This window comes from Pseudarthrobacter sp. Hb11 (genome assembly GCF_059383655.1).
Map to the genome: position 1 here is coordinate 1 of NZ_JBWZCM010000001.1, position 25,273 is coordinate 25,273.

The 25,273-nt window shown below is 64.8% G+C and carries 26 protein-coding genes, 2 tRNA genes and 1 other RNA gene; 17 read left to right on the plus strand and 12 right to left on the minus strand.

Going from position 1 to position 25,273, the window contains the following annotated elements; all coding sequences use genetic code 11:
* Window positions 1–538: 538 nt before the first annotated feature.
* From AC50X7_RS00005 to AC50X7_RS00025, 5 genes are all read left to right on the plus strand, one after another.
* Window positions 539–958, plus strand: coding sequence for a DUF3052 domain-containing protein (locus tag AC50X7_RS00005; RefSeq protein ID WP_494977801.1), 420 nt, complete (start codon window positions 539–541; stop codon window positions 956–958).
* On the plus strand, window positions 955–1,449 hold the full coding sequence (locus tag AC50X7_RS00010) for a peroxiredoxin (RefSeq protein WP_494977215.1): 495 nt from the start codon (window positions 955–957) through the stop codon (window positions 1,447–1,449). The genes AC50X7_RS00005 and AC50X7_RS00010 overlap by 4 nt, the downstream gene beginning before the upstream one ends.
* A 6-nt stretch (window positions 1,450–1,455) precedes the next feature.
* The gene (locus AC50X7_RS00015; RefSeq protein ID WP_494977216.1) at window positions 1,456–2,376 is read left to right on the plus strand and encodes an NAD-dependent protein deacetylase; all 921 of its coding nucleotides are present in this window, start codon (window positions 1,456–1,458) and stop codon (window positions 2,374–2,376) included.
* A gap of 109 nt (window positions 2,377–2,485) precedes the next feature.
* Window positions 2,486–2,558, plus strand: a tRNA-Val gene (locus AC50X7_RS00020).
* Between the two features lie 104 nt (window positions 2,559–2,662).
* Window positions 2,663–2,953 carry a hypothetical protein gene (locus AC50X7_RS00025; RefSeq protein ID WP_494977217.1) on the plus strand — a complete coding sequence of 97 codons (291 nt, stop codon included), beginning with the start codon at window positions 2,663–2,665 and terminating at the stop codon, window positions 2,951–2,953.
* Between the two features lie 208 nt (window positions 2,954–3,161).
* Here AC50X7_RS00025 and AC50X7_RS00030 read toward each other — a convergent pair whose 3' ends face one another.
* Window positions 3,162–3,887 carry a FadR/GntR family transcriptional regulator gene (locus AC50X7_RS00030; protein WP_307094788.1) on the minus strand — a complete coding sequence of 242 codons (726 nt, stop codon included), beginning with the start codon at window positions 3,885–3,887 and terminating at the stop codon, window positions 3,162–3,164.
* 201 nt (window positions 3,888–4,088) lie between these two features.
* Between AC50X7_RS00030 and gnd the strand changes: the two genes are divergently transcribed.
* Complete coding sequence (gene gnd / locus AC50X7_RS00035) at window positions 4,089–5,525, plus strand: NADP-dependent phosphogluconate dehydrogenase (protein WP_494977218.1); 1,437 nt, start codon at window positions 4,089–4,091, stop codon at window positions 5,523–5,525.
* Between the two features lie 83 nt (window positions 5,526–5,608).
* On the opposite strand, the gene epsC is transcribed toward gnd, so the two are convergent.
* From epsC to msrA, 3 genes are all read right to left on the minus strand, one after another.
* The gene (gene epsC, locus AC50X7_RS00040) at window positions 5,609–6,193 is read right to left on the minus strand and encodes a serine O-acetyltransferase EpsC (RefSeq protein WP_307094790.1); all 585 of its coding nucleotides are present in this window, start codon (window positions 6,191–6,193) and stop codon (window positions 5,609–5,611) included.
* A gap of 40 nt (window positions 6,194–6,233) precedes the next feature.
* Window positions 6,234–7,169, minus strand: a complete 936-nt coding sequence (gene cysK / locus AC50X7_RS00045) for a cysteine synthase A (protein ID WP_494977219.1) — start codon at window positions 7,167–7,169, stop codon at window positions 6,234–6,236.
* Window positions 7,170–7,233: 64 nt separating this feature from the next.
* Window positions 7,234–7,758 (minus strand): peptide-methionine (S)-S-oxide reductase MsrA, encoded by a 525-nt coding sequence (gene msrA, locus AC50X7_RS00050; RefSeq protein ID WP_494977220.1) that lies wholly within the window; start codon window positions 7,756–7,758, stop codon window positions 7,234–7,236.
* 102 nt (window positions 7,759–7,860) lie between these two features.
* Here msrA and AC50X7_RS00055 point away from each other — a divergent pair, with 102 nt between their 5' ends.
* Together AC50X7_RS00055 and AC50X7_RS00060 are read left to right on the plus strand one after the other, a co-directional pair.
* On the plus strand, window positions 7,861–8,784 hold the full coding sequence (locus AC50X7_RS00055; RefSeq protein ID WP_494977221.1) for a Nif3-like dinuclear metal center hexameric protein: 924 nt from the start codon (window positions 7,861–7,863) through the stop codon (window positions 8,782–8,784).
* A 121-nt stretch (window positions 8,785–8,905) separates the two neighbouring features.
* On the plus strand, window positions 8,906–9,643 hold the full coding sequence (locus AC50X7_RS00060) for a zinc ribbon domain-containing protein (protein WP_494977222.1): 738 nt from the start codon (window positions 8,906–8,908) through the stop codon (window positions 9,641–9,643).
* Window positions 9,644–9,725: 82 nt separating this feature from the next.
* Here the strand turns inward: AC50X7_RS00060 and AC50X7_RS00065 are convergent, their stop codons facing one another.
* Window positions 9,726–10,490, minus strand: coding sequence for a YaaA family protein (locus tag AC50X7_RS00065; protein ID WP_494977223.1), 765 nt, complete (start codon window positions 10,488–10,490; stop codon window positions 9,726–9,728).
* Window positions 10,491–10,548: 58 nt separating this feature from the next.
* Here AC50X7_RS00065 and rnpB point away from each other — a divergent pair.
* The 5 genes from rnpB to AC50X7_RS00090 all read left to right on the plus strand — a co-directional run bounded on the left by rnpB (window position 10,549) and on the right by AC50X7_RS00090 (window position 14,470).
* Window positions 10,549–10,940: RNase P RNA component class A (rnpB, locus tag AC50X7_RS00070), an RNA gene on the plus strand.
* A gap of 116 nt (window positions 10,941–11,056) precedes the next feature.
* Window positions 11,057–11,527: a TspO/MBR family protein gene (locus AC50X7_RS00075; RefSeq protein WP_494977224.1), complete on the plus strand. Its 471-nt coding sequence runs from the start codon at window positions 11,057–11,059 to the stop codon at window positions 11,525–11,527.
* Window positions 11,528–11,795: 268 nt separating this feature from the next.
* Window positions 11,796–13,274: a glyceraldehyde-3-phosphate dehydrogenase gene (locus AC50X7_RS00080; protein WP_307094797.1), complete on the plus strand. Its 1,479-nt coding sequence runs from the start codon at window positions 11,796–11,798 to the stop codon at window positions 13,272–13,274.
* A gap of 76 nt (window positions 13,275–13,350) precedes the next feature.
* The gene (locus AC50X7_RS00085) at window positions 13,351–13,560 is read left to right on the plus strand and encodes a hypothetical protein (RefSeq protein ID WP_494977225.1); all 210 of its coding nucleotides are present in this window, start codon (window positions 13,351–13,353) and stop codon (window positions 13,558–13,560) included.
* A 112-nt stretch (window positions 13,561–13,672) separates the two neighbouring features.
* On the plus strand, window positions 13,673–14,470 hold the full coding sequence (locus tag AC50X7_RS00090) for an HNH endonuclease family protein (RefSeq protein ID WP_494977226.1): 798 nt from the start codon (window positions 13,673–13,675) through the stop codon (window positions 14,468–14,470).
* A 52-nt stretch (window positions 14,471–14,522) separates the two neighbouring features.
* On the opposite strand, the gene def is transcribed toward AC50X7_RS00090, so the two are convergent.
* From def to orn, 3 genes are all read right to left on the minus strand, one after another.
* A complete protein-coding gene (gene def, locus AC50X7_RS00095) occupies window positions 14,523–15,095 on the minus strand; it encodes a peptide deformylase (RefSeq protein ID WP_494977227.1) in 573 nt (190 codons plus the stop codon).
* Between the two features lie 103 nt (window positions 15,096–15,198).
* Window positions 15,199–15,271: transfer RNA gene (locus AC50X7_RS00100), tRNA-His, on the minus strand.
* 129 nt (window positions 15,272–15,400) lie between these two features.
* A complete protein-coding gene (gene orn / locus AC50X7_RS00105) occupies window positions 15,401–16,030 on the minus strand; it encodes an oligoribonuclease (protein WP_494977228.1) in 630 nt (209 codons plus the stop codon).
* Between the two features lie 167 nt (window positions 16,031–16,197).
* Between orn and mptB the strand changes: the two genes are divergently transcribed.
* Window positions 16,198–17,754 (plus strand): polyprenol phosphomannose-dependent alpha 1,6 mannosyltransferase MptB, encoded by a 1,557-nt coding sequence (gene mptB / locus AC50X7_RS00110; protein WP_494977229.1) that lies wholly within the window; start codon window positions 16,198–16,200, stop codon window positions 17,752–17,754.
* Here the strand turns inward: mptB and AC50X7_RS00115 are convergent.
* From AC50X7_RS00115 to AC50X7_RS00125, 3 genes are read right to left on the minus strand one after another with little or no spacing between them, the layout of a single operon-like run.
* On the minus strand, window positions 17,747–18,430 hold the full coding sequence (locus tag AC50X7_RS00115; protein WP_494977230.1) for a DNA alkylation repair protein: 684 nt from the start codon (window positions 18,428–18,430) through the stop codon (window positions 17,747–17,749). The two genes, mptB and AC50X7_RS00115, sit on opposite strands and share 8 nt — an antisense overlap.
* Window positions 18,431–18,438: 8 nt before the next feature.
* Complete coding sequence (locus tag AC50X7_RS00120) at window positions 18,439–19,188, minus strand: alpha/beta hydrolase (protein WP_494977231.1); 750 nt, start codon at window positions 19,186–19,188, stop codon at window positions 18,439–18,441.
* Between the two features lie 2 nt (window positions 19,189–19,190).
* Window positions 19,191–20,345, minus strand: a complete 1,155-nt coding sequence (locus tag AC50X7_RS00125) for a LacI family DNA-binding transcriptional regulator (protein WP_494977232.1) — start codon at window positions 20,343–20,345, stop codon at window positions 19,191–19,193.
* 171 nt (window positions 20,346–20,516) lie between these two features.
* Between AC50X7_RS00125 and AC50X7_RS00130 the strand changes: the two genes are divergently transcribed.
* From AC50X7_RS00130 to AC50X7_RS00140, 3 genes are read left to right on the plus strand one after another with little or no spacing between them, the layout of a single operon-like run.
* Window positions 20,517–21,686 carry a Gfo/Idh/MocA family protein gene (locus AC50X7_RS00130; RefSeq protein WP_494977233.1) on the plus strand — a complete coding sequence of 390 codons (1,170 nt, stop codon included), beginning with the start codon at window positions 20,517–20,519 and terminating at the stop codon, window positions 21,684–21,686.
* Window positions 21,686–22,900, plus strand: coding sequence for a dihydrodipicolinate synthase family protein (locus AC50X7_RS00135; protein ID WP_494977234.1), 1,215 nt, complete (start codon window positions 21,686–21,688; stop codon window positions 22,898–22,900). The genes AC50X7_RS00130 and AC50X7_RS00135 overlap by 1 nt, the downstream gene beginning before the upstream one ends.
* Complete coding sequence (locus AC50X7_RS00140) at window positions 22,897–23,736, plus strand: sugar phosphate isomerase/epimerase family protein (protein WP_307094807.1); 840 nt, start codon at window positions 22,897–22,899, stop codon at window positions 23,734–23,736. The genes AC50X7_RS00135 and AC50X7_RS00140 overlap by 4 nt, the downstream gene beginning before the upstream one ends.
* A gap of 118 nt (window positions 23,737–23,854) precedes the next feature.
* On the opposite strand, the gene xylB is transcribed toward AC50X7_RS00140, so the two are convergent.
* Window positions 23,855–25,273: a xylulokinase gene (gene xylB / locus AC50X7_RS00145; RefSeq protein WP_494977235.1), complete on the minus strand. Its 1,419-nt coding sequence runs from the start codon at window positions 25,271–25,273 to the stop codon at window positions 23,855–23,857.

A 25,273-nucleotide genomic window follows, 5' to 3' on the forward strand; every position in this document is an offset into this window, starting at 1 on the left:
ATCAACGAATCCAGGGACTCAACCCACTCGGCGGTCTCTTCCGGATCACGATCAGGCAGCTGGTTAGTCAACCCGCTGAGGATATGGGAGGTATCTTCTCCTGCAGCCACGTCCAACCTCTCTTTGCGCGCATTTGATGGCGCACTCAGGCCGGGCAGGGTGACCGCCCGGCGTATATACGCCGTGTGCGACGTATCGGTTACAACAGCCCGGTCATGTGTGCCGGGCAGGGTCCTAGCATTCCTACATCTGCATTGGAGTTACAGGGTTGTTGCCCCGCAGGCATAGTTGTCACCTGCCACTCTAACTCTCACGTCAGCGCGATGCGTAGCCGCGGCTTTGGCGGCTCTGCTGTATTTCGCCGTCATACTGGTTGTGTGACGAAAAGCCGCTGCGCGGCGGGCTCGCCTCATCAGGTGTGACGCAGAATATGCGCCATCCCGGGGGCGTCAGCTTGAAGCGCAGGCACAAAGGGTGTTGGCTTGGGAGTAATGGAAATCACTATGCGCACTGCATGTACGAGGCATTGGAGGAACACGTGAGCGAGGCCGACGCCGCCACTTCGGTAAATGTGGCGGAAAAATTGGGTTTCAAGAACGGGGATCTGATTCAGGAGTTCGGTTACGACGACGACGTCGATTTCGACTTGCGTGACGACATTGAAGACTTCACGGGTTCAGAGCTGCTGGATGAGGACGACCATGAGGTGGCGGACGCCGTTATCCTCTGGTGGCGAAACGGCGACGGTGACTTGGTGGACAGCCTGATGGATTCGCTGACCACGCTCAGCGAAACCGGTGTTGTCTGGGTCCTGACTCCGAAGTCCGGAAGGACCGGGTACGTCTCACCGGCTGACATCCAGGAGGCCGCACCGACGGCCGGCCTGCACGTAACAACCTCGGCAGGCGTTTCCAAGGACTGGAGCGCAGCCCGTCTGGTGAGCAGGAAAAACAAGTGACGGCAGCGCTTGCCGCTGCCACTCAAGCTGTGCCCGCCGTCGGCGGGCCGGCACCTGACTTTGAACTCGCCAACCAGTTCGGCGAACCGGTCCGGCTGTCATCCTTCCGCGGCCAGAATGTGGTTTTGGTCTTCTATCCGTTCGCTTTCTCCGGCATCTGCACCGGGGAGCTGTGCGAGATTCGGGACAACCTGGCCATGTTCGAGGACGCCAATGCCACGGTTTTGGCTGTGTCTGTTGACAGCAAGTTCAGCCTGCGTGCGTACGGCGCCCAGGAAGGGTACGGCTTTGACCTGCTGGCAGACTTCTGGCCACACGGTGCCGTAGCTGCCGCCTACGGCGTCTTCGATGCGGACAGTGGGATGGCAAAGCGTGGCACATTCATCATCGATGCCGCCGGAACTGTCCGGTATTCAGTGGTGAACCCGCGCGGCCAGGCCCGGGACCTTCAGGAATACCGCGCGGCTTTGGCCGGCCTCGGGCAGGCCTGACCGCCCATGGAACAGCGGCGGGCGGGTGTCGGCCTCACAGGCTTCGCCAGCATGCCGCCGGTGGCCGCAGCGCGGCCTTCCCCGGACGAGCTTGAGGTCCTGCTCCGGATTCGGGGCGTCCTCGCCGGCAACCGCTTCGCCCTGCTGACGGGCGCTGGGCTGAGTACTGATTCGGGTATCCCGGACTACCGCGGACCCGGGTCGCCTCCGCGTACTCCCATGACGTACCAGGAGTTCATCAAGGACGCCGCCAACAGGCAGCGCTATTGGGCCCGGAACCACATCGGCTGGTCCCACCTCCGCCATGCAGATCCCAACCAGGGCCATCACGCTTCCGCGGAACTTGAGCGGCGGGGTTATCTCACCGGCTTGATCACCCAGAACGTTGACCGCCTGCACGAGGATGCCGGGAGCGTCAACGTTGTTGACCTGCACGGCAGGTATGACCAGGTGGTGTGCCTGGACTGCCGCCGAACTTATTCCAGGCGCCTGCTGGCGGGGGTGCTGGAGGAGCTGAACCCGGACTTCCTGCCCCGGGCAGCGGAAACGGGCCTGGTGGAAATGGCGCCGGATGCGGATGCCACAGTTGAAGACCAGGCGCTGATCAGCAGCTTTGTGGTCGCTGTCTGCCCTGCGTGCGGCGGAACGTTGAAGCCCGACTTCGTGTATTTCGGTGAGAACGTGCCCAAAGAGCGGGTGGAACGCGCGTACGGGATGGTTGACGACGCCGGGGCGCTGGTTGTGGCGGGATCGTCCCTGACAGTGATGAGCGGCCTGCGTTTCGTCAGGCACGCTGCCAGGGACGGGAAACCGGTGATCATCATCAACCGGGGGCAGACGCGCGGCGATGACAAAGCGACGATAAAGCTCGAAGCGGGCGTCAGTGAAGCACTGAGCTGGCTTGCCGCGGAGCTCCCACCCCTTTGACAGGACGCTGCAAGGCACGCTGGCACCGCCGATTCGCGTTTCCCGGCCTGCGTCCGGTAGAGTCTATGTTCGTTGGTTGCGGCGCTCAAGCGCCGGATTCAGCCGTTTAGGGTCTTTAGCTCAGCTGGTAGAGCGCCACGTTTACACCGTGGATGTCATCGGTTCGATCCCGGTAGGACCCACAAGGAAACCCTGTTGTTTCCGCCTGAAGGCGGAAGCGGCAGGGTTTTTGCGTTGCCCGGTATTCGCCGGCCGAAATGTCGGTGCCCTGCCGTAGTTTGCAGGCATGGAACACGTGATGGTGCGGACGGGGAGCAATGGCATGCCGTCGGCGGTAGTGAGCAACGGCAGGGAATGGACGGTAGGGGCCGAGCCCGTCCGCTGGTTTGAGCGGGTCAACTGGTGGGAAGTCAACCGGAGGATGCCGAAGGGCCACAGCAGGGTGGACGTCGAAGTCCTGCAGGTGCAAGTGAGGCTCGGTGGCAATAGCGGCTCCGCGCTGACCACCATGCTGCTGGAAAGGGACGGTTTGGGCGGCGGGTGGCGCCTGCGCGAAGCAGTCGCGGACGCTGCCTGACAGGGCGTCCGAGGGGGATCCGGGCATTGGAAAACCCTCCACCGCGACTATTGGGGGATGTCGCGGTGGAGGGCCTGAAATGAATATACCGTGAACTGCCGGAAACAAGAAAGTTGTCCCCGTCGCGTGTCGATGCTGTGCGCGGAGGCCTACGGTGACTCAATCGAAAAGGGTCCGGCCGGCGGCACCTCCTGGCGGGGCGTTCAATTCAGTGGCGCACCGGAATAAAAACGCGCGGCTGCTCCGTCCAGGTATCGGACATCTGGGACATGGTCCGGCGCATGATCCGGTCCGAGGCATGACGCGCCGCGGGGGCGTCACCCCTGGCAATTGCCTCCGCAACGTCGACGTGCCACTGCAGGGCGGCCTCGTGCGGGTGGTCCGGCATCAGGCCGTGGACAGTGCGTCCAGTAAGTGTCTCGGCCACCTGCCCCATCAGGTTGGCGAACATCTCGTTGCCCGAACCGGAGAGCAACAGGGAATGGAACTGGATGTCCAACTCAAGGAAGCGGGGCACCTCGCCGTTGTGTCCGGCGTCGCGCATTGCGTAGGCCACGTCCACTAGTTCCAGGCGCAGCGGCACCGGGGCGTTCTCGGCGGCGAGTTCCGCAGCTGCGGGCTCGACGGCGGCACGCAGCTCCGCGAGTGAGCGCAGCTGGGCGCCACGCGCGTCGCTGGCCAGGCGCCACCTGATGACCTGCGGGTCGAAGGGGTTCCAGCGGCTGGGCGGCAGGACCCTGATGCCCACCCGCTTGGTGGTTTCCACCAGTCCGAGGGACTGCAGCACGCGGACTGCCTCGCGGATGACAGACCGGGACACCTTCAGCTCATCCTCCAGCTGCTCCGCCAGCATCACGTGGCCGGCAGGGAGGTTGCCTGCAACAATGCGGGTGCCGAGGTTCTCTATGGCACGGTGGTGCAGGCTGGTGGTCATGCAGCTAAGCCTAGTGCGAGCCCTTGCTTCGCCGGTCTTTCGTCCTGGACGGGCGGCGACACAAAAGGTTCCAATAGGTGGGCGTTACTTTCCCGTGACCCGTCGAATATATATGCTTTATTCGGACCCTCGGTCTGCAACCGTGCTTCCGCGCAAAGGGAGCCACTGCACATCCAACGCACAGTATGAATTGGAGTTTTGATGTCTGCACACATCGGTGTCACCGGCCTCGCGGTCATGGGTGCCAACCTGGCCCGCAACCTCGCGCGGAACGGCTTCACGGTCGCACTGCACAACAGGTCGGTGGAGAAGACCGACGCCCTGCTCGAAAAGCACGGCACGGACGGTGATTTCATCCGGACCGAAACCCTCCAGGAACTGGTGGACTCCCTGGAAAAGCCCCGCCGCGTCCTCATCATGGTGAAGGCCGGCAAGCCCGTTGACTCCGTCATCGAGCAGCTGGAACCGCTGCTGGAAGCCGGCGACATCATCATCGACGCCGGCAACTCACACTACGAGGACACCCGCCGCCGCGAAGCCGCACTGGCCAAGAAAGACCTGCACTTCGTGGGCGTCGGCGTCTCCGGCGGTGAAGAAGGCGCCCTGAACGGCCCCTCCATCATGCCCGGCGGTTCCAAGGAGTCCTACGAGGCCCTCGGCCCGCTGCTGGAAAAGATCTCCGCCAAGGTAGACGGCGAACCGTGCTGCGCCTGGGTGGGAACCGACGGCGCCGGCCACTTCGTCAAGATGGTCCACAACGGCATTGAATACGCCGACATGCAGGTTATCGGCGAGGCGTTCGACCTGCTGCGCTCCGGTGCAGGCATCGAGCCGGCAGAGCAGTCCAAGATCTTTTCCGAGTGGAACAAGGGCGAGCTCTCCTCCTTCCTGATCGAAATCTCCGCAGAAGTCCTCGGCCACGTGGACGCCAAGACCGGCAAGCCGTTCGTGGACGTCGTGGTGGACGCTGCCGGCCAGAAGGGCACCGGCCGCTGGACGGTCATCTCCGCACTGGAACTGGGCTCCCCGGTCTCCGGCATCGCAGAATCCGTGTTCGCACGGGCTCTTTCCTCGCAGGCGGGCCAGCGCAAGCTCGGCCAGGAGCTCCTGGCCGGCAACGAGGCTTCGGTGGAAATCCCGGAGACCTTCGTCGAGGACGTCCGGCAGGCACTGTACGCCTCCAAGCTGGTCTCCTACGCCCAGGGCCTGGACATGCTCACGTCCGCAGCCAAGGAATACGGCTGGGACCTGAAGCTGGACGAGATCGCTTCCCTGTGGCGCGCCGGCTGCATCATCCGGGCCGAGCTGCTCAAGGACATCACCAAGGCCTACGCCGCGGATGAGAAGCCCGCCAACCTGCTGTTCGCCCCGGCCTTCACCAAGGCCATCGGGGAGGCCGTTCCCGCCTGGCGCCGCGTGGTTGCGACAGCTGTCCAGCTGGGTATCCCGGTGCCCGTGTTTTCCTCCTCGCTGGCCTACTACGATGGCCTGCGCCGCAAGCGCGTCGCTGCTGCCCTGATCCAGGGCCAGCGCGACCTCTTCGGCGCCCACACCTACGGCCGCGTCGACGCCGAGGGCACCTTCCACACCCTTTGGGGCGAGGACAAGTCCGAGATCGAGGCAGTTGACACCCACTAGCAGCCACCATCAGGTAAGCGGAAGGCCGGCAGTTCCAGTTGGAACTGCCGGCCTTCCGCTTATGGTTTGTACCCCTTAGAGGGTCAGATCCGGTATTCAATGTCGTATTCAGCCGGGTCCACTGCGGGCTTGGTTTCCCGCTGTGCGTCCCGGTGGCGCCATTTGGCGGGAACACCGGTAACAATCGATTCCGGCGGCGCGTCCTTGACCACCACAGCGTTGGCGCCCACGGCACTGTCGCGGCCGATGGTAATCGGACCCAGGATTTTGGCACCCGCGCCGATGGTCACGCGGTCGCCGATGGTGGGGTGCCGTTTGATTCTGGCAAGGGAGCGGCCGCCGAGCGTGACCCCGTGATAGATCATCACGTCCTCGCCGATCTCGGCGGTCTCACCAATGACCACACCCATGCCGTGGTCAATGAAAAACCTGCGGCCGATGGTGGCGCCCGGATGGATTTCGATGCCTGTCCAGGACCGGCCCAGCTGGGAAAGCAGCCGCGCAGGGAACCGCAGGGCAGGGTTCTGCCACATGCGGTGCGTCAGGCGGTGAACCCAGATGGCATGCAGCCCGGAGTACGCGAAAAAGTTCTCAAAAGAACCTCGAGCCGCCGGGTCGTGGGACCGGGCGGCGTCGAGGTCTTCTTTCAGTCTTGCAATAAAGCCCACAAAGTTCTTTCTACAGGAAACGGGCGGATGGCGGTTTTAATCAGCCGCGGATATCGTCATAGAGCACCGTGGAGATGTAACGCTCGCCGAAGTCGCAGACGACGGCAACGATCAGCTTGCCTGCGTTCTCCGGGCGCTTTGCCAGCTCCAGGGCGCCCCAGACGATGGCGCCGGAGGAGATGCCGCCCAGGATGCCTTCCTTGACACCGAGCTCGCGGGCAACACGGACGGAGTCTTCCAGGGTGGCGTCCAGGACTTCGTCGTAGACGTTGGTATCCAGGATTTCGGGGACGAAGTTCGCGCCGATGCCCTGGATCTTGTGCGGGCCGGGTGCGCCGCCGTTGAGGATCGCGGAGTCCTTGGGCTCCACGGCCACGATCTGGACGCCGGGCTTACGTTCCTTCAAAACCTGTCCGACGCCGGTGACGGTACCGCCGGTGCCGACGCCGGCGACAAAGATGTCTACGGCGCCGTCGGTGTCAGCCCAGATTTCCTCGGCCGTGGTGTTGCGGTGGACCTCCGGGTTGGCCTCGTTGGCGAACTGCTGGGCCCAAATTGAGTTCTCGGTGTTGGCCACAATTTCCTGGGCCTTTTCGACGGCGCCGCGCATGCCCTCCGAGCCGGGCGTGAGGACGATCTCCGCGCCGAAAGCGCGCAGCATGACCCGGCGCTCGGTGGACATGGTCTCGGGCATGGTCAGGATGACCTTGTAGCCGCGGGCAGCGCCCACCATGGCCAGGGCGATGCCGGTGTTGCCGGAGGTGCCTTCAACGATGGTTCCGCCGGGCTTCAGGGCGCCGGTCTTCTCCGCTGCGTCCACGATGGCCACGCCGATGCGGTCCTTGACGCTGTTGGCCGGGTTGTAGAACTCAAGCTTGACGGCGACGGTGGCATCCAGCCCCTCGCTGAGCCGGTTGAGCTTCACCAGCGGCGTGCCGCCGACCAGCTGGGTTACATCGTCATAGATCCGTGCCATGTACATACGCCTATCTTTGAGGGGTGAATACTGAGGTCAGCCTAACGAGGCCGCGTAACACCCGCTAAGCGTTAAGCCACGCAGAGTAATATTTCCTGGCCTTGGCGAGCTTGGGGTTGATGATCACCTGGCAGTACCCCTGCTCGGGATGCTTCGCATAGTAGTCCTGGTGGAATTCCTCCGCGACGTAGAACCGGGGGAGCCGGCTGACCTCGGTAACGATGGGATTCGCCCACAGAGCCTGGTTCCGGTCGATGGCTTCCTCAAACAGGATCTTCTCTTCGGTCGTCTCATAGAACATGGACGAGCGGTACTGCGTGCCGACGTCGTAGCCCTGCCGGTTAAGCGTTGTGGGATCGTGCAGGGCGAAGAACATGTCCAGGATGACTTCCGCCGGGATCACGTCCTCGTCGAACGTCACCGCCACCACCTCGGCATGGCCGGTGGTGCCGTTGCAGACCGAGTAGTAGTCCGGGTGGGGATCGTGGCCCCCGGTGTAGCCGGATACCACTGCGGTGACGCCCTTGGTTTTCTGGTAGACAGCGTCAAGGCACCAGAAGCAGCCTCCGCCTAAAACAAAAGTTTTCATGACCTCTTCAATGGTTCGCGGCGCGGGATGATTCCCCGGCCGGTTCGCGGCGCCGCTTCAAACGTAGGGTCCGGGCGGCGTGGATGGGGTAAAACTAAGACTATGGAACCTGTGGACACTGACGTTACCGGCCAGGAGAATCACGACGGCGACGCCCCCTCCGGCGGGGAGGCGGCGGACGGCCAGCCCCAGGCTCCCACCCTGGGTGAGCTGCTCCTGGCAGTTGAGGAACTGTGGCCTGAGTCCCTGGCCGAGAACTGGGACGAGGTCGGACTGGTGGCAGGGCACCCCACCGCTCCGGTGACCCGTGTGTTGTTTGCCGTGGATCCCACCCTCGAGGTCATCGAGGAGGCGGTGGAGTGGGGGGCGGAGCTCCTGATCACCCATCATCCGCTGCTCCTGAAGGGTGTCACCACGGTCGCGGCCACCACCCCCAAGGGCAGGGCCGTCCATCGGCTGATTGAGTCGGGCACCGCCCTCTTGACCGTTCATACCAACGGTGATTCCGCCGTCGGGGGTGTATCCGACGTACTCGCCGACGCCTTGGGCCTGCAGGACGCCGCCCCGCTCACGGTGGCCGCCAACGGGCTCCCTGAGGAGGGGATCGGGCGCGTAGGTGACCTGGCAGATGCCATGACCCTGGGGGATTTCGCAGCGCGTGTCTTCGGCATCCTGCCCTCCGTGGCGGGGGGAGTGCGGGTCTCCGGGGACAAGGACGGGCTGGTGCGCAGAATTGCCGTCTGCGGCGGTGCCGGGGATTCGCTGTTCAACGAGGTGCGTGCCAGCAACGCGGACGTCTACGTCACTGCCGACCTGCGCCACCACCCGGCATCCGAGGCGAGGGAAGCGTCCCTGAACGGCCGGCCCTACCTGGTGGACGTATCGCACTTCGCCAGCGAGTGGCTGTGGCTGCCGGCAGCTGCCGCAGCACTGGGCAACGTCCTGGCCGACCAAGGCCACGACGTCGAAATCCGGGTCAGCACCACCAACAGCGACCCCTGGGATTTTATCCTGACTCCGGGCTAAGCCTGGCGTGCGGGGCGCCCCGGGCGGGCGTGCGAGGCAGGGGAGCAGGCCAGGCGCTAGAGTCGAGGAAGCGCCGTCCAGGTGCCCGGCCCCGGCCGGAAGGGATCAAGCGGAGGTAACAGTGGCGAAGGCAGCACCGGCGGAACAGTTGAAGTTGCTTGACCTGCAGGGGCTTGACGCCCGGCTGAGGTCCCTCGCCAACCGCCGCCGCTCGCTGGAGAACGATCCCCGGATCAAGGACCTCGAAGCGGCCCTGTCTGTCGCGAACGGTGAGCTTGGTTCCGCGAAGGTGGCGGTGCACGATGCCGAGGCCGAGTTGAAGCGTGCCGAGGCGGACGTGGAGCAGGTGGCATCGCGCATTGAACGGGATGAGGCAAAGCTCAACAGCGGGACGGGTCTGTCCAAGGACCTCGTTGCATTGCAGAAGGACATCGCTTCCCTGAACAAGCGGCGCTCGGACCTGGAGGACGTCGAGCTCGAGGTTCTGGAGCGGCTCGACTCGCTCCGGGCAACGCAGGCAAAACAGCAGGCAATCGTGGACGACATCCAGGGATCCTTTGGCAGCATCCGCGCCGAGCTGGATGCAGCCCTGGCCGAAGTTGAGGCCGAAGCCGGGGGACTCCGAACCCAGCGCGCCGAGTTCGCTGCCGCGCTCGACGCCGGGATGCTGGCCGTGTACGAAAAGACCCTTTCCAAGCGCGGGGTGGGTGCGGCCCGACTGTTCCACGGCACGTCCGAAGCCTCGGGAATGAAGCTGAGCCCCGGCGACCTCGCCGAGATCAAAGCAGCTCCCGCCGACGACATCGTCTTCTGCCCTGACTCCGGCGCCATCCTGGTCCGTTCCGAAGAGTGGGCCTGACCCAAGTAGCTAGCAGTAAGTGTCGTTTTGAAGGGTTAAAAGCGACACTTACTGCCAGTCAGTTGGGGGAGGGGCGGGGAAATTAGCCCGGCAGGATGATGTTCAGCGCGTGCGGTTTCCGCGCTGAACCCTCCACCAGCTCGGCCTCCCACTTTTCACGGCTGGCCTTGAGGAGCTGCGACGGCGTCTCCGGAGCCTTGCCCCGCCGGGACACGAGGTGACGCGCCAGTTCACCGCGGGTGTGCTTGGCGAAGTGGCTGACCACCTTTCGGACTCCGTTAACCTCCGTAAAAACGTTGACGGTGACGGTTTGCTCAGCCGGGGGAGCCCACGCTGCGGCGTAGGTGCTCGACCGGCAATCCACCAGCAACGAGCCGGATACGCACTCCGCCAGCGCCTCGGTGAGCTGCGGTTTCCAGAATGAGGCGAGGCGGCCGACGTCGGGCAGTGCAGTTCCCATGGACAGCCGGTAGGCCGGCACGCTGTCGCCGAAACGGATGGCACCCCAGAGTGCGGAAATGACGAGTACCGACCCGTCCGCCTTGCGTCGCTGTGCGGCGGTAAGCGTGTTGTAGCCCAGGGCGTCGTAAAGCACCCCTGAATAAATCTGGTGCGCCGGAGCCGCAGGTTCAGCATGGAGCCGGGTGTTCCGGTCGACGTCGTCCTTCAGCGATGCCCCAACCCCCAGTAACGCGAGGGCGTCCTCGTGTGCGCTCACTGTACCCAGCGCGTCCAGCACCTTTGCCCGGTAGGAGTTCAGCTGCGGGAAACTCAGGGAAGGCCAGTCGACGGCGGATCCACGGACCGCGGGCGTCTTGCCTTCAGAAGGGGGAAGCAGAATCAGCACCGTCCGATCCTACCGGCGGAGGGAAAGCCGCAGGGCGCGCCGGTAGACTGGAGCTGGATGGGTTGACCAGGCGGCCGCGCGTCACGCAAGTGGCTCGAGGAACGTCCGGGCTCCGCAGGGCAGGGTGGTGGGTAACGCCCACTCGGGGTAACCCGCAGGCCAGTGCCACAGAAAACAGACCGCCCGGATCGCGCCGTTTTGAAAGCGGCACGAACCAGGTAAGGGTGAAACGGTGGTGTAAGAGACCACCAGCTTCCCGGGTGACCGGGAAGGCTAGGTAAACCCCACCCGGAGCAAGGCCAGACAGGACACGTTTGAGGGCTGCCCGCCCGAGTGTCCGGGTAGGCCGCTGGAGGGCGCCGGCAACGGCGTTCGTAGATGGATGGCCGCTACTCCCGCACTGGCAACGGAGCGGGAGCACAGAACCCGGCGTATCGGTCAACCCATCCACTTAACCGGTTTGACCTTGGACGCTGGGTTGGGGATGCTGGACCGTGCCCGATGATACTGATGGACAACCTGCCCCGGGAAACGCCGCGAGGCGGATTCCTTCTCCGGGCAGGCAAGTGGCTGCCCTTGTTGGTTTCCTTGCCCTTTCATACGCCGTGTGCATGCTTGCCTCCGTCCCGATCATCCTCAATTCCAACGGCTGGTTTGCCACGTCCGCCCAAGCTCCGTGGATGCCCGAAGGATGGATGTTCCGGAGTGTGTGGATCGCGCTTTACGGCTGCAGTGGCGCGGCTGCTTGGTTGGTCTGGCGCAAGGGCGTGCTGGCTGGCCGGGCCCGAAGGACCTACGGTTTGCAGCTGCTGCTCAACCTGGCATGGCCGTTTACGTTTTTTGCGCTGTACCCCCTTCTGGGCACCGCTGCGCTGTGGATTGCCTTCGCCGTCATCTGTGCCCTGGCAACTGTTTTGATGCTGCTCATCCTGGAGTTCGGGCCGGTTCACACAGGGGCCGGGCTGCTGGTGCTGCCCTACTTCTCGTGGGTGGTTTTCTCCGCGAGCCTCAACCTCTATTCCGCCATCCACAACTGACGCGGCCATACCGGCGGTTCGACGGGAACCTGCTGTGTGAGTGATTTCACGCAGCCCGGGCATCCCCCGGGGCCGTCTGCCAATTTAGAATGTATAGCGGACGCAGGAGTTCTTCCGCCGGAGTTGCGTTCGCAACCGGCGGTTTTCTTTTGCACACATCCAGGCGCCTGGGGGCCAAATCCCGCAGGCGCCGGTGCCCCTGGACATCATCAGGTGGCCGACATTCGTGTACGAGGACGTACGCGGCTGAACCGAGGAAGGTATTTCTGTGAGCCAGACGTCAGATTCTTGTCTTGATACGTGGATGGGCCGGGAGGCCCTTGCCGAGGCCATGATTCCGGTGATCGGCCGGCTGTACCGCGAAAACAACGTGGTGACCAGCATCCATGGCCGGAGCCTGATCAATAAGTCCACCATGAACATCCTCAAGGCGCACCGTTTTGCGCGCAGGATGAGCAAGGACGAACTGCTGCTGGAGGAAACTGCTCCGCTCCTGAACACCCTGGCGGGCCTGGAGCTCGGCGCGGCAGCGATCGACATCGCCCGGCTGAACCAGAAGTTCAAGGAAGAGGGCGGCGACGCCACCCTGGAGGAATTCCTCCGCGCCGAACTGGCAGACGTGGTGGGCAAGCACGGCGGCGACGACCGGACCAGCACCGACGTCGTGCTGTACGGCTTTGGCCGCATCGGCCGGCTCCTGGCCCGCCTCCTGATTGAAAAGGCCGGCGGCGGCCACGGCCTGCGGCTGCGTGCCATCGTGGTGCGCCGGGGCTCGGACAATGATCTGTCCAAGCGCGCAAGCCTGTTGCGCCGTGACTCCGTGCACGGTTCGTTTGAAGGCACCATCCGCGTCGATGAGGCTGCCAACACCATCACCGCCAACGGTGTCCAGGTGCAGGTCATCTACTCGGACAACCCCGCCACCATCGATTACACCGCCTATGGCATCAACAACGCCCTGGTGGTGGACAACACCGGCCGCTGGCGCGACGCGGAAGGCCTGTCCCAGCACCTGCAGAGCAAGGGCGTGGCACGGGTGCTCCTGACCGCGCCGGGCAAGGGCGAACTGAAGAACATCGTCCACGGCATCAACCACCGCACCATTGAGGACACCGACCAGATCGTGTCCGCAGCATCCTGCACCACCAACGCCATCACCCCGGTCCTGAAGGCCATCAACGATAAGTTCGGCGTAGTCCACGGCCACGTCGAGACGGTCCACTCCTTCACGAACGACCAGAACCTGATTGACAACTTCCACAAGGGCGACCGCCGCGGCCGCTCGGCAGCGCTCAACATGGTGATCACCGAGACCGGTGCCGCCAAGGCCGTGGCAAAGGCCCTGCCGGAACTGCTGGGCAAGCTCACCGGCAGCTCCATCCGCGTCCCCACCCCGGACGTTTCGCTGGCCATCCTGAACCTGAGCCTGGAAAACGGGACCACCAAGGACGAGGTCAACGAGTACCTGCGGGAAATGTCGCTGCACTCGGACCTGCGTAAGCAGATCGACTACATCGACTCACCCGAGGTGGTCTCCACGGACTTCGTTGGCTCCCGCCGTGCGGGAATCGTTGACGGCCTCGCCACGATTTCCAACGAGAAGAACCTGGTGCTTTACGTCTGGTACGACAACGAGTTCGGTTACAGCTGCCAGGTGGTCCGCGTTATGGAGGAAATGGCCGGCGTGAACCCGCCGTCCTTCCCCGCCAAGGAAACGGCTTCCGCCCTGGCCGCAATTTCGGTCTGACCCCAACACCGGTCCCCTCCGGATTTCCCGGCTGATTTCGCTGGAATCAGCCGGGAAACGGGACCACACTTGTGCCATGGATAAAGATTCGGCGCTCCAGCACGAAACCACCCTGGAACACGCCCTGGACGTGGCAAAGGCCAACCACAAGGAAGCCGTCCGGCTGCTTGAGGGTGCCCGCGCCGGCTACCAGACGGGCGACGTCTCCCAAGACCGGGTGCGGCAGCTTGAGGGACTCCTGGCCATCGCCGAGGAGGACCTCCGGCGGGTGATGCGGGAGCAATAGCTCCCCGGTTCAACCTTCGACCCGCCCTCCACAGTGTGGATATCGGCGGGAATGACAGGCGGTTGTCCTAGGCTCTTCTGGTGCATGACGTTACCGGAAGGCCAGGAACACCATGACCGTGAGCTGGTCCGCGTACCGGCGCGCCCGCCGTCGTTCACGGCAGGCGTGGGGGATCCTGGCGGTTGCTGCCGTTTCCGCACTGGGTGCGCTGTTTTGGTTTTTTACCGCCGGCCAGTTTGCGGTAGCAGAGCCCACCGCCTCCGGTCCTATGGAAGCTCCCGTTTTCGATCCCGCGTGGATGAAGCCCGTTGTGCCGGTGCATCCGGTGCCTTCAGGCACTGCCCTCTCCGCGCTGGACGGAATTGCCGTGAAGGGACGGGCTGCCAAGGATAACTACGACCGTGAGGCTTTCGGCCAGGCTTGGCAGGACGTCGACCGCAACGGCTGCGATACCCGCAACGACATCCTGCGGCGTGACCTCACCGGCGTGGTTTTTATGGAAGGCTCGAAGTGCCGGGTGGCTGCGGGTTCCTTCCATGAGCCCTACCTCGGACAATTCATGGATTTCCGCAGGGGCTCCGAAAGCAGCCGGGCGGTCCAGATAGACCACGTGGTTCCCTTGGCGGACGCATGGCAGAAAGGTGCCCAGGCGCTCACAGCGGTACAGCGTCAGAGCCTTGCCAACGATCCGCTGAACCTCATTGCCGCGGATGGGCCGGTCAATGGCCAGAAAGGCGCGAGCGATGCCGCTACCTGGCTCCCCAAAAACAAGTCCATCCGCTGCCACTACGTGGCCCGCCAAATCTCCGTTAAGGCCGCCTACGGCCTATGGGTCACCGAGGCGGAGAAGGACGCCATGAAACGCGTACTCGGGTCCTGCCGGGACCAGCAGACCATCTCAGCCAACTGACCTTCGCGCCGCTGCCGCATGCGGCAGCCCTGAGTCGGGCCGCCGTCGGAGCCTAGTGGCCGAAGGGATCCGGGTCCACACCCGGCATCCACGTCAGCCCGGGAACGCCCCAGCCGTTTTTCTTAGCCTGCTTCATGGCCTTGCACGCGTAGCGGTCCATCAGCCGGTTGACATAGAGCTTGCCGTCAAGGTGGTCGTACTCATGCTGCAGTACGCGCGCGAACCATCCCGTCGCCTCGAACCTGACGGGTTGCCCAAAGCCGTCAAAGCCCTCCACCCGGGCCCATTCGGCGCGCTTCAGCGGGTACTGCCCGCTGGGGAAGGACAGGCAGCCTTCCTCTTCCTCGTCAGGGTCGGGGACAGCCCCGGAAATTTTTGACAGGGTGAGGACCGGGTTAACCAGCACGCCAGTGGGGGGAGCGCCGTCGTCATTGGCGTACTTGTAGACAAAGATCCGCTTCCCAACGCCCACTTGCGGGGCCGCGAGGCCCACGCCGTTGGCTGCGTCGTTCGTTTCGAACATGTCGGCGATAAGAGTCCGCAATTCGTCGTCGAACACTTCCACCTCGGTTGCCCTGCGGTGCAGGACGGGCTCTCCCCAAATGGTGATTGGCAGAACAGTCATCTCACGGTCCTTCGGCGTTATCTTTTGTGCAAAAGAAAGGAGGCCGCACCGGATAATCCGGTGCGGCCTCCTTGCTGGACGGCTGTCAATACCATCCTGTGAGGGTGAGCTACGGGGGTTGAACCCGCGACCTCCTGGACCACAACCAGGCGCTCTGCCAACTGAGCTAAGCCCACCATGCGCCCTGCATAATTACCGGCAAACCGGCTCTCTGGAAAGGCAACTCAAATAGCTTACCTGCTCTTGAGGTGTGCTTTGTCCACTTTTGCTGATTTCACCGAAATTTTCTGCAAACGTGGCGCAGATTACTCTTTTGGCTGCTGCACATCGTCGGCCGCGGCGATGCGCCTTGCGATCTGCTGGGCTGTGGCGCTGTCCGGGCCCGGCGTCGGCACAAACACGGCTTCACGGTAGTAGCGGAGCTCATCGATGGAATCCTTGATGTCTCCCAGGGCCCGGTGGCCACCCTTCTTGGCGGGCGACTGGAAGTAAGCCCTGGCGAACCAGCGGCGGGAGAGCTCCTTGATGGTGCTCACGTCAATCACGCGGTAATGCAGGTGCTCCACCACGGACGGCATGTCGCGCGAAAGGAACACACGGTCGGTGCCCACCGAGTTGCCTCCCAGGGGTGCCTTGCGGGGGTCCGGCACCCATTTCTCGATGTACTCCAGGACTGCTGCCTCTGCTTCGGCCATCGTGATGCCGTGAGGGAGTTCCTTGAGCAGCCCCGACTTGGTGTGCATGTCCCGGACGAAGTCGTTCATCTGGGCCAGGGCGGCATCGTCAGGTTTTATCACTACGTCCACCCCGTCTCCGAGGATGTTCAGTTCGGAGTCCGTCACCAGGGCTGCCACCTCGATCAAGGCGTCATTCTTGATGTCCAGACCGGTCATTTCACAGTCGATCCAGACGATGCGTTCGTTAGATATAGGCACCGGACCAGCCTACCGTTACACCTCCCGGCTGCCTGCCGGTGCTAGGATTTCGGGTACGCGGCGGGACAAATTGCTGTCGTTGTAACCGCTCTGGCCGGCCACGCAGCCCGCCGGGCAGAACCGCGCAGACCCAAGAGCGCAGACCCAAGAGATTGGACGATCCTGAGATGACGGCGCCTGTGCCTGCAGCCAGGGAACTGGCGTCCGCGGACACTGCTGCAGCGGTGGGGGCTGAAGTGGACAATCCCCGCTCACCGCTCCTGGCCGGATTCGCGGGCTCGATGTTTATGCTGATTGGCTCCCTGGGAGTGGGCTGGCTGGCCCCTGTCTCGGAACTCCGCCGGATGCCGCTGTTCATCTGGATGCGGGCAGAAGCGGCGGGCGTGGCCCTGTCCATCGTTCTGCTGGCCGTAGGCGGGATGCTCCTGGTCCGCGCCTGGCTCCGGCTGGGCCAGCGTGTCCGCATCTGGGGAGAAGAAGCCCGAAAGGCCACGCTGATGGCTGTGGTCGCCTGGGGGCTGCCCATGATGTTCAGCGTGCCGCTGTTCAGCCGCGACGTCTATGCCTACATCGGCCAGGGCCGCCTGATGGTGGAGGGCTTCAACCCGTACGAGAACGGCATTTCTGCGTTATCCAACTACTTCCAGCTGGGCGCGGACAAAATGTGGACCGAGGCCCCCGTTCCGTACGGACAGTTGTTCCTGTGGATCGAACAGTTCATCGTGTGGGCCACCAACGTCCAGCCTGAAGCCAGCGTGATGCTGTTCCGGCTGGTGGCGCTTGCCGGGGTGGTCCTCTGCGTGATTTATGTACCCAAACTTGCCGAACTGCACGGGGTCAACCCCAACCGGGCCTTGTGGCTGACGGCGGCCAACCCCCTCTTCCTGACCAACTTCATCGCCAGCGTCCACAACGATGCCCTCATGATTGGACTGGCCCTGGCCGGTCTCTACTACTCAGCGACCCACCGCGTGGTCCGGGGCATCGTCCTGGTGACGCTCTCGATCGCCGTCAAGCCCATCACGATAGTTTTCCTGCCCTTCATCGGGCTGCTCTGGGCCGGCAAGAACGCAGGCTGGCTGCGCAAGTTCTCCTACTGGGCCCTGACGGCAGCGTTGAGCCTGGGGCTCCTGGTTCTCATGAGCCTGGTTAACGGTTTCGGGTTCGGCTGGATCAACGGGCTCTCGGCCCCGGGCAGTATCTTCATCTGGTACGCGCCGGTGGGGCTGATCGGACTGGTGGTCGCCTCGCTGGCCAACTCGTTCGGGCTGGACGGCTGGATCTTCGCCGGCTGGGTGTTCGACGCCGGGAAGCTGCTGGCGGTGGGCATCGTCGCCTGGCTGATCTTCAGGGGTGAGCACGACCGCCTGATCCGCCGGCTGACACTTGCATTCGCGGCGATTGTGGTGCTGGCACCCATGATCCAGTCCTGGTATGTGGTATGGCTCATTCCGTTGTTTGCCGTAACCGGCATTCGGAACGACTGGCAGGTCAAGGCACTCTACTTTGTAGTTCCGTTCTTTATGATCTACGCAATTTCCGACCAGCTGGAGGTTTTCCCGTACCTGCAGACCGCTGACCTTGGCCTGGCCCTGGTGCTGGCAAGGGTCGCCGCTGCCGTTACGGGCCTGCTGTTCGGCCTTTACTTGATTTTCTGGGATCCCCGCACGAGGAGCCTCTTCCGGAAGAGTCCCGAGCCGGTGGTTGAAAGGCCCGTCATTTAGCCAGGTTCTTCAGCGCCTCCCGGCGGGACAGCGGGCTGATCCTGTCCTCGTGCGCGGCAACAAAAGCCGCCACCCAATCCGGCGCTGTCTTCGCGTACTCCCGCAGGGCCCAGCCGATCGCTTTCCTGATGAAGAACTCTGAGTCGGGAAGGTTCGCCTCGATCACGCGGCCCAGGAGCTCTGTGTCGGTGTCCGCTTTTGCCTTAAGCTGCGCGGTGATCGAAGCCCGCCGGACCCAAAAGTCGGGGTCACTGCTCCAGCGCAGAATGACTGCTGACATTTCTGCTCGGTGTGCCTGGAGGAGCGCGCAGATGCGCCCGGCAACGCCGTCAGCGAAGTCCCACCAGGCTCCCTGGCGGATGATCTCCTCATAAACCGGGAGCATGTTCAGGTCTGAAGCTACCAGTTTGCCGCCGGTGAGATCGATGGCCGCATACCGCTCCTCGCGGAACTCCGCGGTGCGCCACAGTTCCAGCACGCTTTCCCGCAGCTGGCCAGCAGACCCAAACGGATACCGGGCAACCGCCGCCACGGCCAACTGCCGCACCTCCGGCACCCGTGCGCCCAGGGACGGCATGGCCGATTTCATATATGCCTGCGCACCGGCGGAACGCGCCGGGTCGGCCAGTTCACGCACCCCGGCGCGGATCGCCTCCAGCACTTCCCGGTTAACCATGGTGAGGGTCAGAAGGGTCCCGGCGCGGGTTGCGTCCAGCCCGCACGATCCAGCCAGGCTGCACACAGCGAGCTCCACTGATCGGGCCCGGGCTCGCCGTCGGCAAGTCCCAGCCCGTGGCGTCCGTTGGGGAAGACGTGCAGCTCAGCGGAAACGCCTGCCCTGAGCAGTGCGCCTGCGTAGCCCAGGGTGTGGCTCACCGGTACGGCGGCGTCGTCGGCGGTGTGCCAAAGGAATGCCGGCGGCGTTTCGGCGGTGACCTGCTGTTCCGCTGACAGTTCCGCCAATCTGTCCGACGGCGGCGCGTCGCCCAGGAGGTTGTCCACCGAGCCCTGGTGGACCTCCCGGGTGTAGGACACCACCGGGTAGCACAGCACGGTGAGGTCGGGGACCGCCTGTGGGACATCGAGGTTTGCGCTGCCGGTAGCCACCGCGGTGGAGAGCGTCGCCGCAAGGTGTCCGCCTGCGGAGAAGCCCAGTACCCCCACGCGTCCGTGGTCAACCGCGAGGCCGTGCGCACCGCTGCGGATGTGGAGCATGGCCTGCTTTGCATCCTCGAGCGGCGCCGGGTGCCGGTCCGGCGCAACCCGGTACCGCAGGACAAAAGCGTGAATGCCCAGGCCGGCGAGCCATTCGGCAACAGGCTCGGCCTCATGGTCGGCCTGCCGGGCGTAGCCACCTCCGGGGAGGACCAGGACCGCGGGCCGGTCTCCGGGCGCGGCTGTACGGGACGGGACCGCCGTCAGACGGGGCGCCACGGTCAGGCAGCCGTCTCGGTGCTGCGCCGAAGCGTAACTTCGCCGGTGATCGGATGCTGCACCGCGCCGCTGGCCCCTGCCTTTTCCGTCTCTTCGGCGCTGATTCCTGAAACGCTGGGTTCTGCGCCGTCCGGTCCTTCCCCGGCGGAAGCAGTTCCCGGAGCCGTTGCGCGGGTGGCGAGGCGCCCAATCTCTTCAAGCGGCAGGCGGACCGTGGAAAGCGCCGGGCGGAAGTCACGGAGCGTTTCGATGTCGTCAAACCCGGCGATGATGGCATCGCGCGGAATGCGGAGCCCCTCTGAACGCAGTGCGGCGGCGGCACCTATGGCCATCACGTCGTTGACGGCAAAGATGCACAGCTTCCTGCCGCCGCGCCCTTCCGGCGCCTCCTCCTGGCGTGCCTTGATCAGGCCGGCAAGTTTAAGGCCGGCCTCGTAACCGCCGGCGCGGTTGAAGGTGGTTCGAACGATGTCTGCAGGTTCACGCCCGGCGGCAGCAAGGCCCTCCTGGAAGCCGCGGACCCGGTCGTCGGAAGTGAAAAGTCCCTCGGGTCCGCCGATGATCACAAAGTCACCGTCCCAGCGCGAAGCGAGTCTGCCCGCCAGCGCTGCGGCCAGCTCCTGGTTCGGCACGGCCACCACGTAGTAGCCCTCCGGCGCCTCCGCGCCCACCACGGGGTGGCCCACTACCGCCACCCGGCCGCCGTTGCGGCAGTACCTGTCCAGCTCGGCGGCCAGTTCAGCGTTGCCTTCCCGGTTCTCCGGCTGGGCAGAGCGGGAGCCGGCAATCACGATTGAATCGGCCCGGCGGGCGGCGAATGCAGCAACTGCTTCCTTTTCCTCTGCCGGAGCTCCGCCGGTGGTGGCCAGCAGGACCATCCTGCGCTGCTCCCGTGCGGCTTCCTGTACGCCCCGGGCGATAGCGGCGAAGTAGGGGTCTGCGATGTCGTGGACGATCAGGCCGATCAGCCCCGAACTGGACTTTGCGAGGCCCTGGGCCTGGGCGTTCGGGATGTATCCCAGCGAGTCGGCGGCCTGGCGGACCCTGTCCGCTATGTCCTGGCCCGGCCTGCGGGCGGAGCCGTTCAGGACGCGGGAGGCTGTAGCCGGCGAGACGCCGGCTAGCCGCGCCACCTCTGTAAGGGTACTTGCAGCCACAGCGTCTCCTGGTTGCTTTGTAGGGTCAATAAGCGTAAGCACATTATGCCAGTTTACGTTTCGTTCGGAAAGCGCTTGCCAACTTGCCGCGGCCGGTGCATCATTGACGTAATGGGAATGCGCTTTCCCACATCAGCTTGAGTAAAACTGCTCACTCACCGTGGAGGACACATGGGCTTCGAAACAAAAACGATCCGTATCGCCATGAACGGCATCACCGGCCGGATGGGCTACCGCCAGCACCTGCTGCGCTCCATCCTTCCCATCCGGGACGCCGGCGGCTTCACCCTGGAGGACGGCACCCGCATCCAGGTTGAGCCCATCCTGGTGGGCCGCAACGAAGCCAAGATCCGGGAACTCGCCGAAGAGCACAAGGTGGCCGAGTGGAGCACCGACCTTGACGCAGTGATCAACGATCCCACGGTCGACATTGTCTTTGACGCCTCCATGACCAGCCTCCGCGCCGCCACCCTCAAGAAGGCCATGCTCGCCGGCAAGCACATCTTCACGGAGAAGCCGACGGCGGAGACCCTCGAGGAAGCCATCGAGCTGGCCCGCATCGGAAAGGAAGCCGGCGTGACCGCGGGCGTTGTCCACGACAAGCTGTACCTGCCCGGCCTGGTCAAGCTCCGCCGCCTGGTGGACGAAGGCTTCTTCGGCCGCATCCTCTCCATCCGCGGCGAATTCGGCTATTGGGTCTTCGAAGGCGACGTCCAGGCTGCGCAGCGCCCGTCCTGGAACTACCGCAAGGAAGACGGCGGTGGAATGACCACTGACATGTTCTGCCACTGGAACTACGTCCTTGAGGGCATCATCGGCAAGGTCAAGAGCGTCAACGCCAAGACCGCCACCCACATCCCTGCCCGCTGGGACGAAGCAGGCAAGGAATACGAGGCCACCGCCGACGACGCCTCCTACGGCATCTTCGAGCTCGAGACCCCGGCCGGCGAGCCGGTCATCGGGCAGATCAACTCCTCCTGGGCCGTCCGCGTCTACCGCGACGAGCTGGTGGAATTCCAGATCGACGGCACACACGGCTCCGCCGTTGCCGGGCTGAACAAGTGCGTTGCCCAGCAGCGCGCACACACCCCCAAGCCGGTCTGGAACCCGGACCTGCCCGTCACCGAGTCCTTCCGCGACCAGTGGCAGGAAGTGCCCGCCAACGCTGAGCTGGACAACGGCTTCAAGCTGCAGTGGGAAGAGTTCCTCCGCGACGTCGTTGCCGGCCGCGAGCACCGCTTTGGCCTGCTGTCCGCCGCCCGCGGCGTCCAGCTTGCCGAGCTGGGCCTGCAGTCCAACGACGAACGCCGCACCATCGACATCCCGGAGATCACGCTCTAATGACCTCTCTTATCCTTCCCTCCCATGACGGCGGCACCAGGGAATACCGGCTTCAGGGCGCTACCTCCTGGGCCCGCCCCACCGCCCCGCTGACAGCCCGCCGCGCCTACGCGGCAGCCCACGTCATCCCCGAGGTCCTGGCAGACAACACCCCCGGTGCGCGTGCAAGGCTCGACTGGGAAGCCACCATGGCCTACCGCCATGAGCTGTGGTCCTATGGCCTTGGCGTGGCCGATGCCATGGATACTGCGCAGCGCGGCATGGGCCTGGACTGGGCCGCCACGCAGCAGCTCATCAAGCGCACCGGCGTCGAAGCCGCCTCCGTAGTTTCCGCCGGTAACGCAGCCACGGCCGGCAAGACCGTCCGTGACCTCGTGTCCTGCGGAGCGGGCACTGACCAGCTGGACATCGACTCCCTTCCCGTCGGTGAAGACGGCCTCAAGGCCGTCCTCGAGGCATACCGCGAGCAGATTGCCCTGATCACCGAGGCCGGACCCAAGGTCATCATCATGGCCTCTCGTGCGCTTGCCAAAGTCGCCGGCGGCCCCGAGGACTACCTGAAGGTGTACTCCACCTTGCTGCAGGAAGTGGACCAGCCGGTGATCCTGCACTGGCTCGGCACCATGTTCGATCCCGCCCTCGCCGGCTACTGGGGTTCGAGTGACGTCGCAACGGCTACCGAGACGTTCCTGGGGCTCATCAAGGACAACGCGACCAAGGTGGACGGCGTCAAGGTCTCCCTGCTCGACGCCAGCCACGAAGTTGCCCTCCGCGCTGCCCTGCCCGATGGCGTCCGCCTCTACACGGGTGACGACTTCAACTACCCCGAACTGATCGACGGCGACGGCAGTCATCACTCCGACGCTTTGCTGGGCATCTTCGCCGCCATCTACCCGGCAGCTTCAGTGGCCCTGCAGAACTATGATGCCGGCAACGCTGCCAGGGCCCGGGAAATCCTGGACTCCACCCGGGAACTGGGCAAGCACATCTTCAGCGCCCCCACGTTCTACTACAAGACCGGGATCGCGTTTATGTCCTGGCTCAACGGCAAGCAGCAGGGCTTCCAGATGGTGGGCGGCCTGCACTCCGGCCGCTCAGTGTGCCACCTTGCCAAGACCTTCGAACTGGCCGACCAGGCCGGACTGCTCCGGGACCCGGCACTGGCCGCCTTCCGGATGTCCGACTACCTGCGCATCAACGGGGTGGGGGTATGAGCGACTTCTCCCGCCTCGCGATCAACAGCGCCACCACCAAGAAGTGGACCCTCGCCCAGGTTGTCGAGGGCTGCGTCAACGCCGGTATTCCGTCCATCGGGCCCTGGCGTGACAGGGTGGAGGAAGCCGGCCTGGACAAGGCAGCCCGCCTGATCAAGGATGCGGGCCTGCGGGTCTCCTCCCTCTGCCGTGGTGGGTTCCTCACCGCTGCCGACGCCGAAGGGCAGGCTGCGGCGCTGGCTGACAACCGCGCCGCCATCCTGGAAGCTGTGGCCCTTGGCACGACGGAACTGTTCCTCGTGGTGGGCGGGTTGGCGCCGGGGGAGAAGGACGTGGTGGCCGCACGCCGGCGCGTCGCCGACCGCCTCGCCGACCTGGTTCCCTTCGCCGCGGAAAACGGCGTCCGCCTGGTCCTGGAGCCGCTGCACCCGATGTACGCCGCAGACCGTGCCCTGATTTCGACCCTGGGGCAGGCCCTCGATCTGGCAGCGCCGTTCGACGCATCCACGGTGGGTGTCGCCGTCGATACTTTCCACGTCTGGTGGGACCCCGAACTGAAGGCGCAGATTGAACGTGCCGGCCGGGAAAACCGCATCGCTTCCTACCAGGTGTGCGACTTCAACATGCCCATCGCCGCTGATCCCCTGCTGTCCCGCGGGTACATGGGCGACGGCGTAGTGGACTTCGCCACCATCGGCGCCTGGGTGCGCGACGCCGGGTACACCGGCGACATCGAGGTCGAAATCTTCAATCAGGAGATCTGGGACACGGACGGCAATACCGTCCTGGCCACGGTGAAGGAGCGCTACGCGGAGCTCGTCCTCCCGTACGCCTGATCTGATCGAGACCGCGGGCTCCTGCCACGCTTTCCCAACATGGCTGCCAGGAGCCTGCGCCCCACATGACAGGACCCGGACCGCAAGTGCGGTCCGGGTCCTTCTGTCTAAAGAACGCCTAGGCGTACAGCGAAGCACACCGGCGGTAGCGGGCGAGCACCCCGCCGTCATCCTTCCCGGCGGGGATCTCGACGGCGTCGAGCGCCCACTGCGGAAATTTTCCGGTGAGTGCCGCGCCGGCCTGGCGGGCGGCGCCGTCGGCCACATACTCGCCGGGAAGTGGCACGGTCACCCCTATTCCCAGCAGCTGGGCCGCTGCCTCCTGTACCGCCCTTGACTGGGCTCCGCCGCCCACCAGGATAATCCGCCTGGCCTCGACTCCCTGCTCCTGAAGGGCCGCCAGTCCATCCGCCAGGGAACACACCACGCCCTCGACGGCGGCGCGCGCCAGGTTAGCCGGCGTGTAGTTCCCGCGGGTGATGCCATGCAGGGAACCCGTGGCGTCGGGCAGGTTCGGCGTGCGCTCGCCGTCGAAATACGGCACCAGGGTCAGACCGCCGGCACCGCTTTCGGCTGACAGCGCCAGCTCGCTGAACTCCGCCAGGCTGACGTCCAGCAGTGCTGCGGTGGCGTCAAAAACCCGGGTCGCGTTCAGGGTGCACACCAGCGGGAGGTAATTCCCGGCGGCGTCGGCGAAGCCTGCCACCAGCCCGGACGGATCGGCGGCAGGAGTGCCGGACACAGCGAAGACCGTTCCGGAGGTACCCAGCGACATCACCACATCACCGACGCCGGCACCTACCCCCAGCGCAGCTGCCGCGTTGTCCCCGGCGCCTGCGGCCACCAGGGCACCGGCGGGAGTCTTCCCGGCGGCGTCCAGCGGACCCAGCACATCGGGCAACAGCGGGACGTGCCCGAGCGATGACGCCAGGACCTCCGGCAGGTACCTACCGGCCGCCGTCGAATAGTAGCCCGTTCCGGACGCGTCCGAACGGTCCGTGGTGAGGGCCTCGAGGCTTCCGGGGCCGCTGCCCTCGCCGTTGCCCAGGAGCCGCCACGTCAGCCAGTCGTGCGGCAGGCAGACGGCGGCCACCTTCGCGGCGTTCTCCGGCTCATTGGCTGCCAACCAGTGCAGCTTTGTGAGGGTCAGCGATGCCACCGGGACGGTGCCCGTGGCACCGGCCCAATAGCGGGCACCGGCAGCAGCGTCGCCGTCGCCCGCGGTCCTGATCAGCTCCAGGGCGGCGCCGGAACTGCGGGTGTCGTTCCACAGGAGAGCCGGCCTGATGACCCGGCCGTCAGCGTCCAGGCAAACCATGCCGTGCTGCTGGCCCCCGACGGATACTGCTGCCACGTCATCCAGGCCGCCGGCCTGTTGGATTGCTTCCTGAAGGGCAGTCCACCAGTGGTCCGGGTGGACTTCGCTGCCCTCCGGGTGGCTTGCCCGCCCGTGGCGCACCAGTGCCCCGGTGTCCGCATCGCGGATCACCACTTTGCAGGACTGGGTGGAGCTGTCGATGCCTGCTACCAGTGCCAT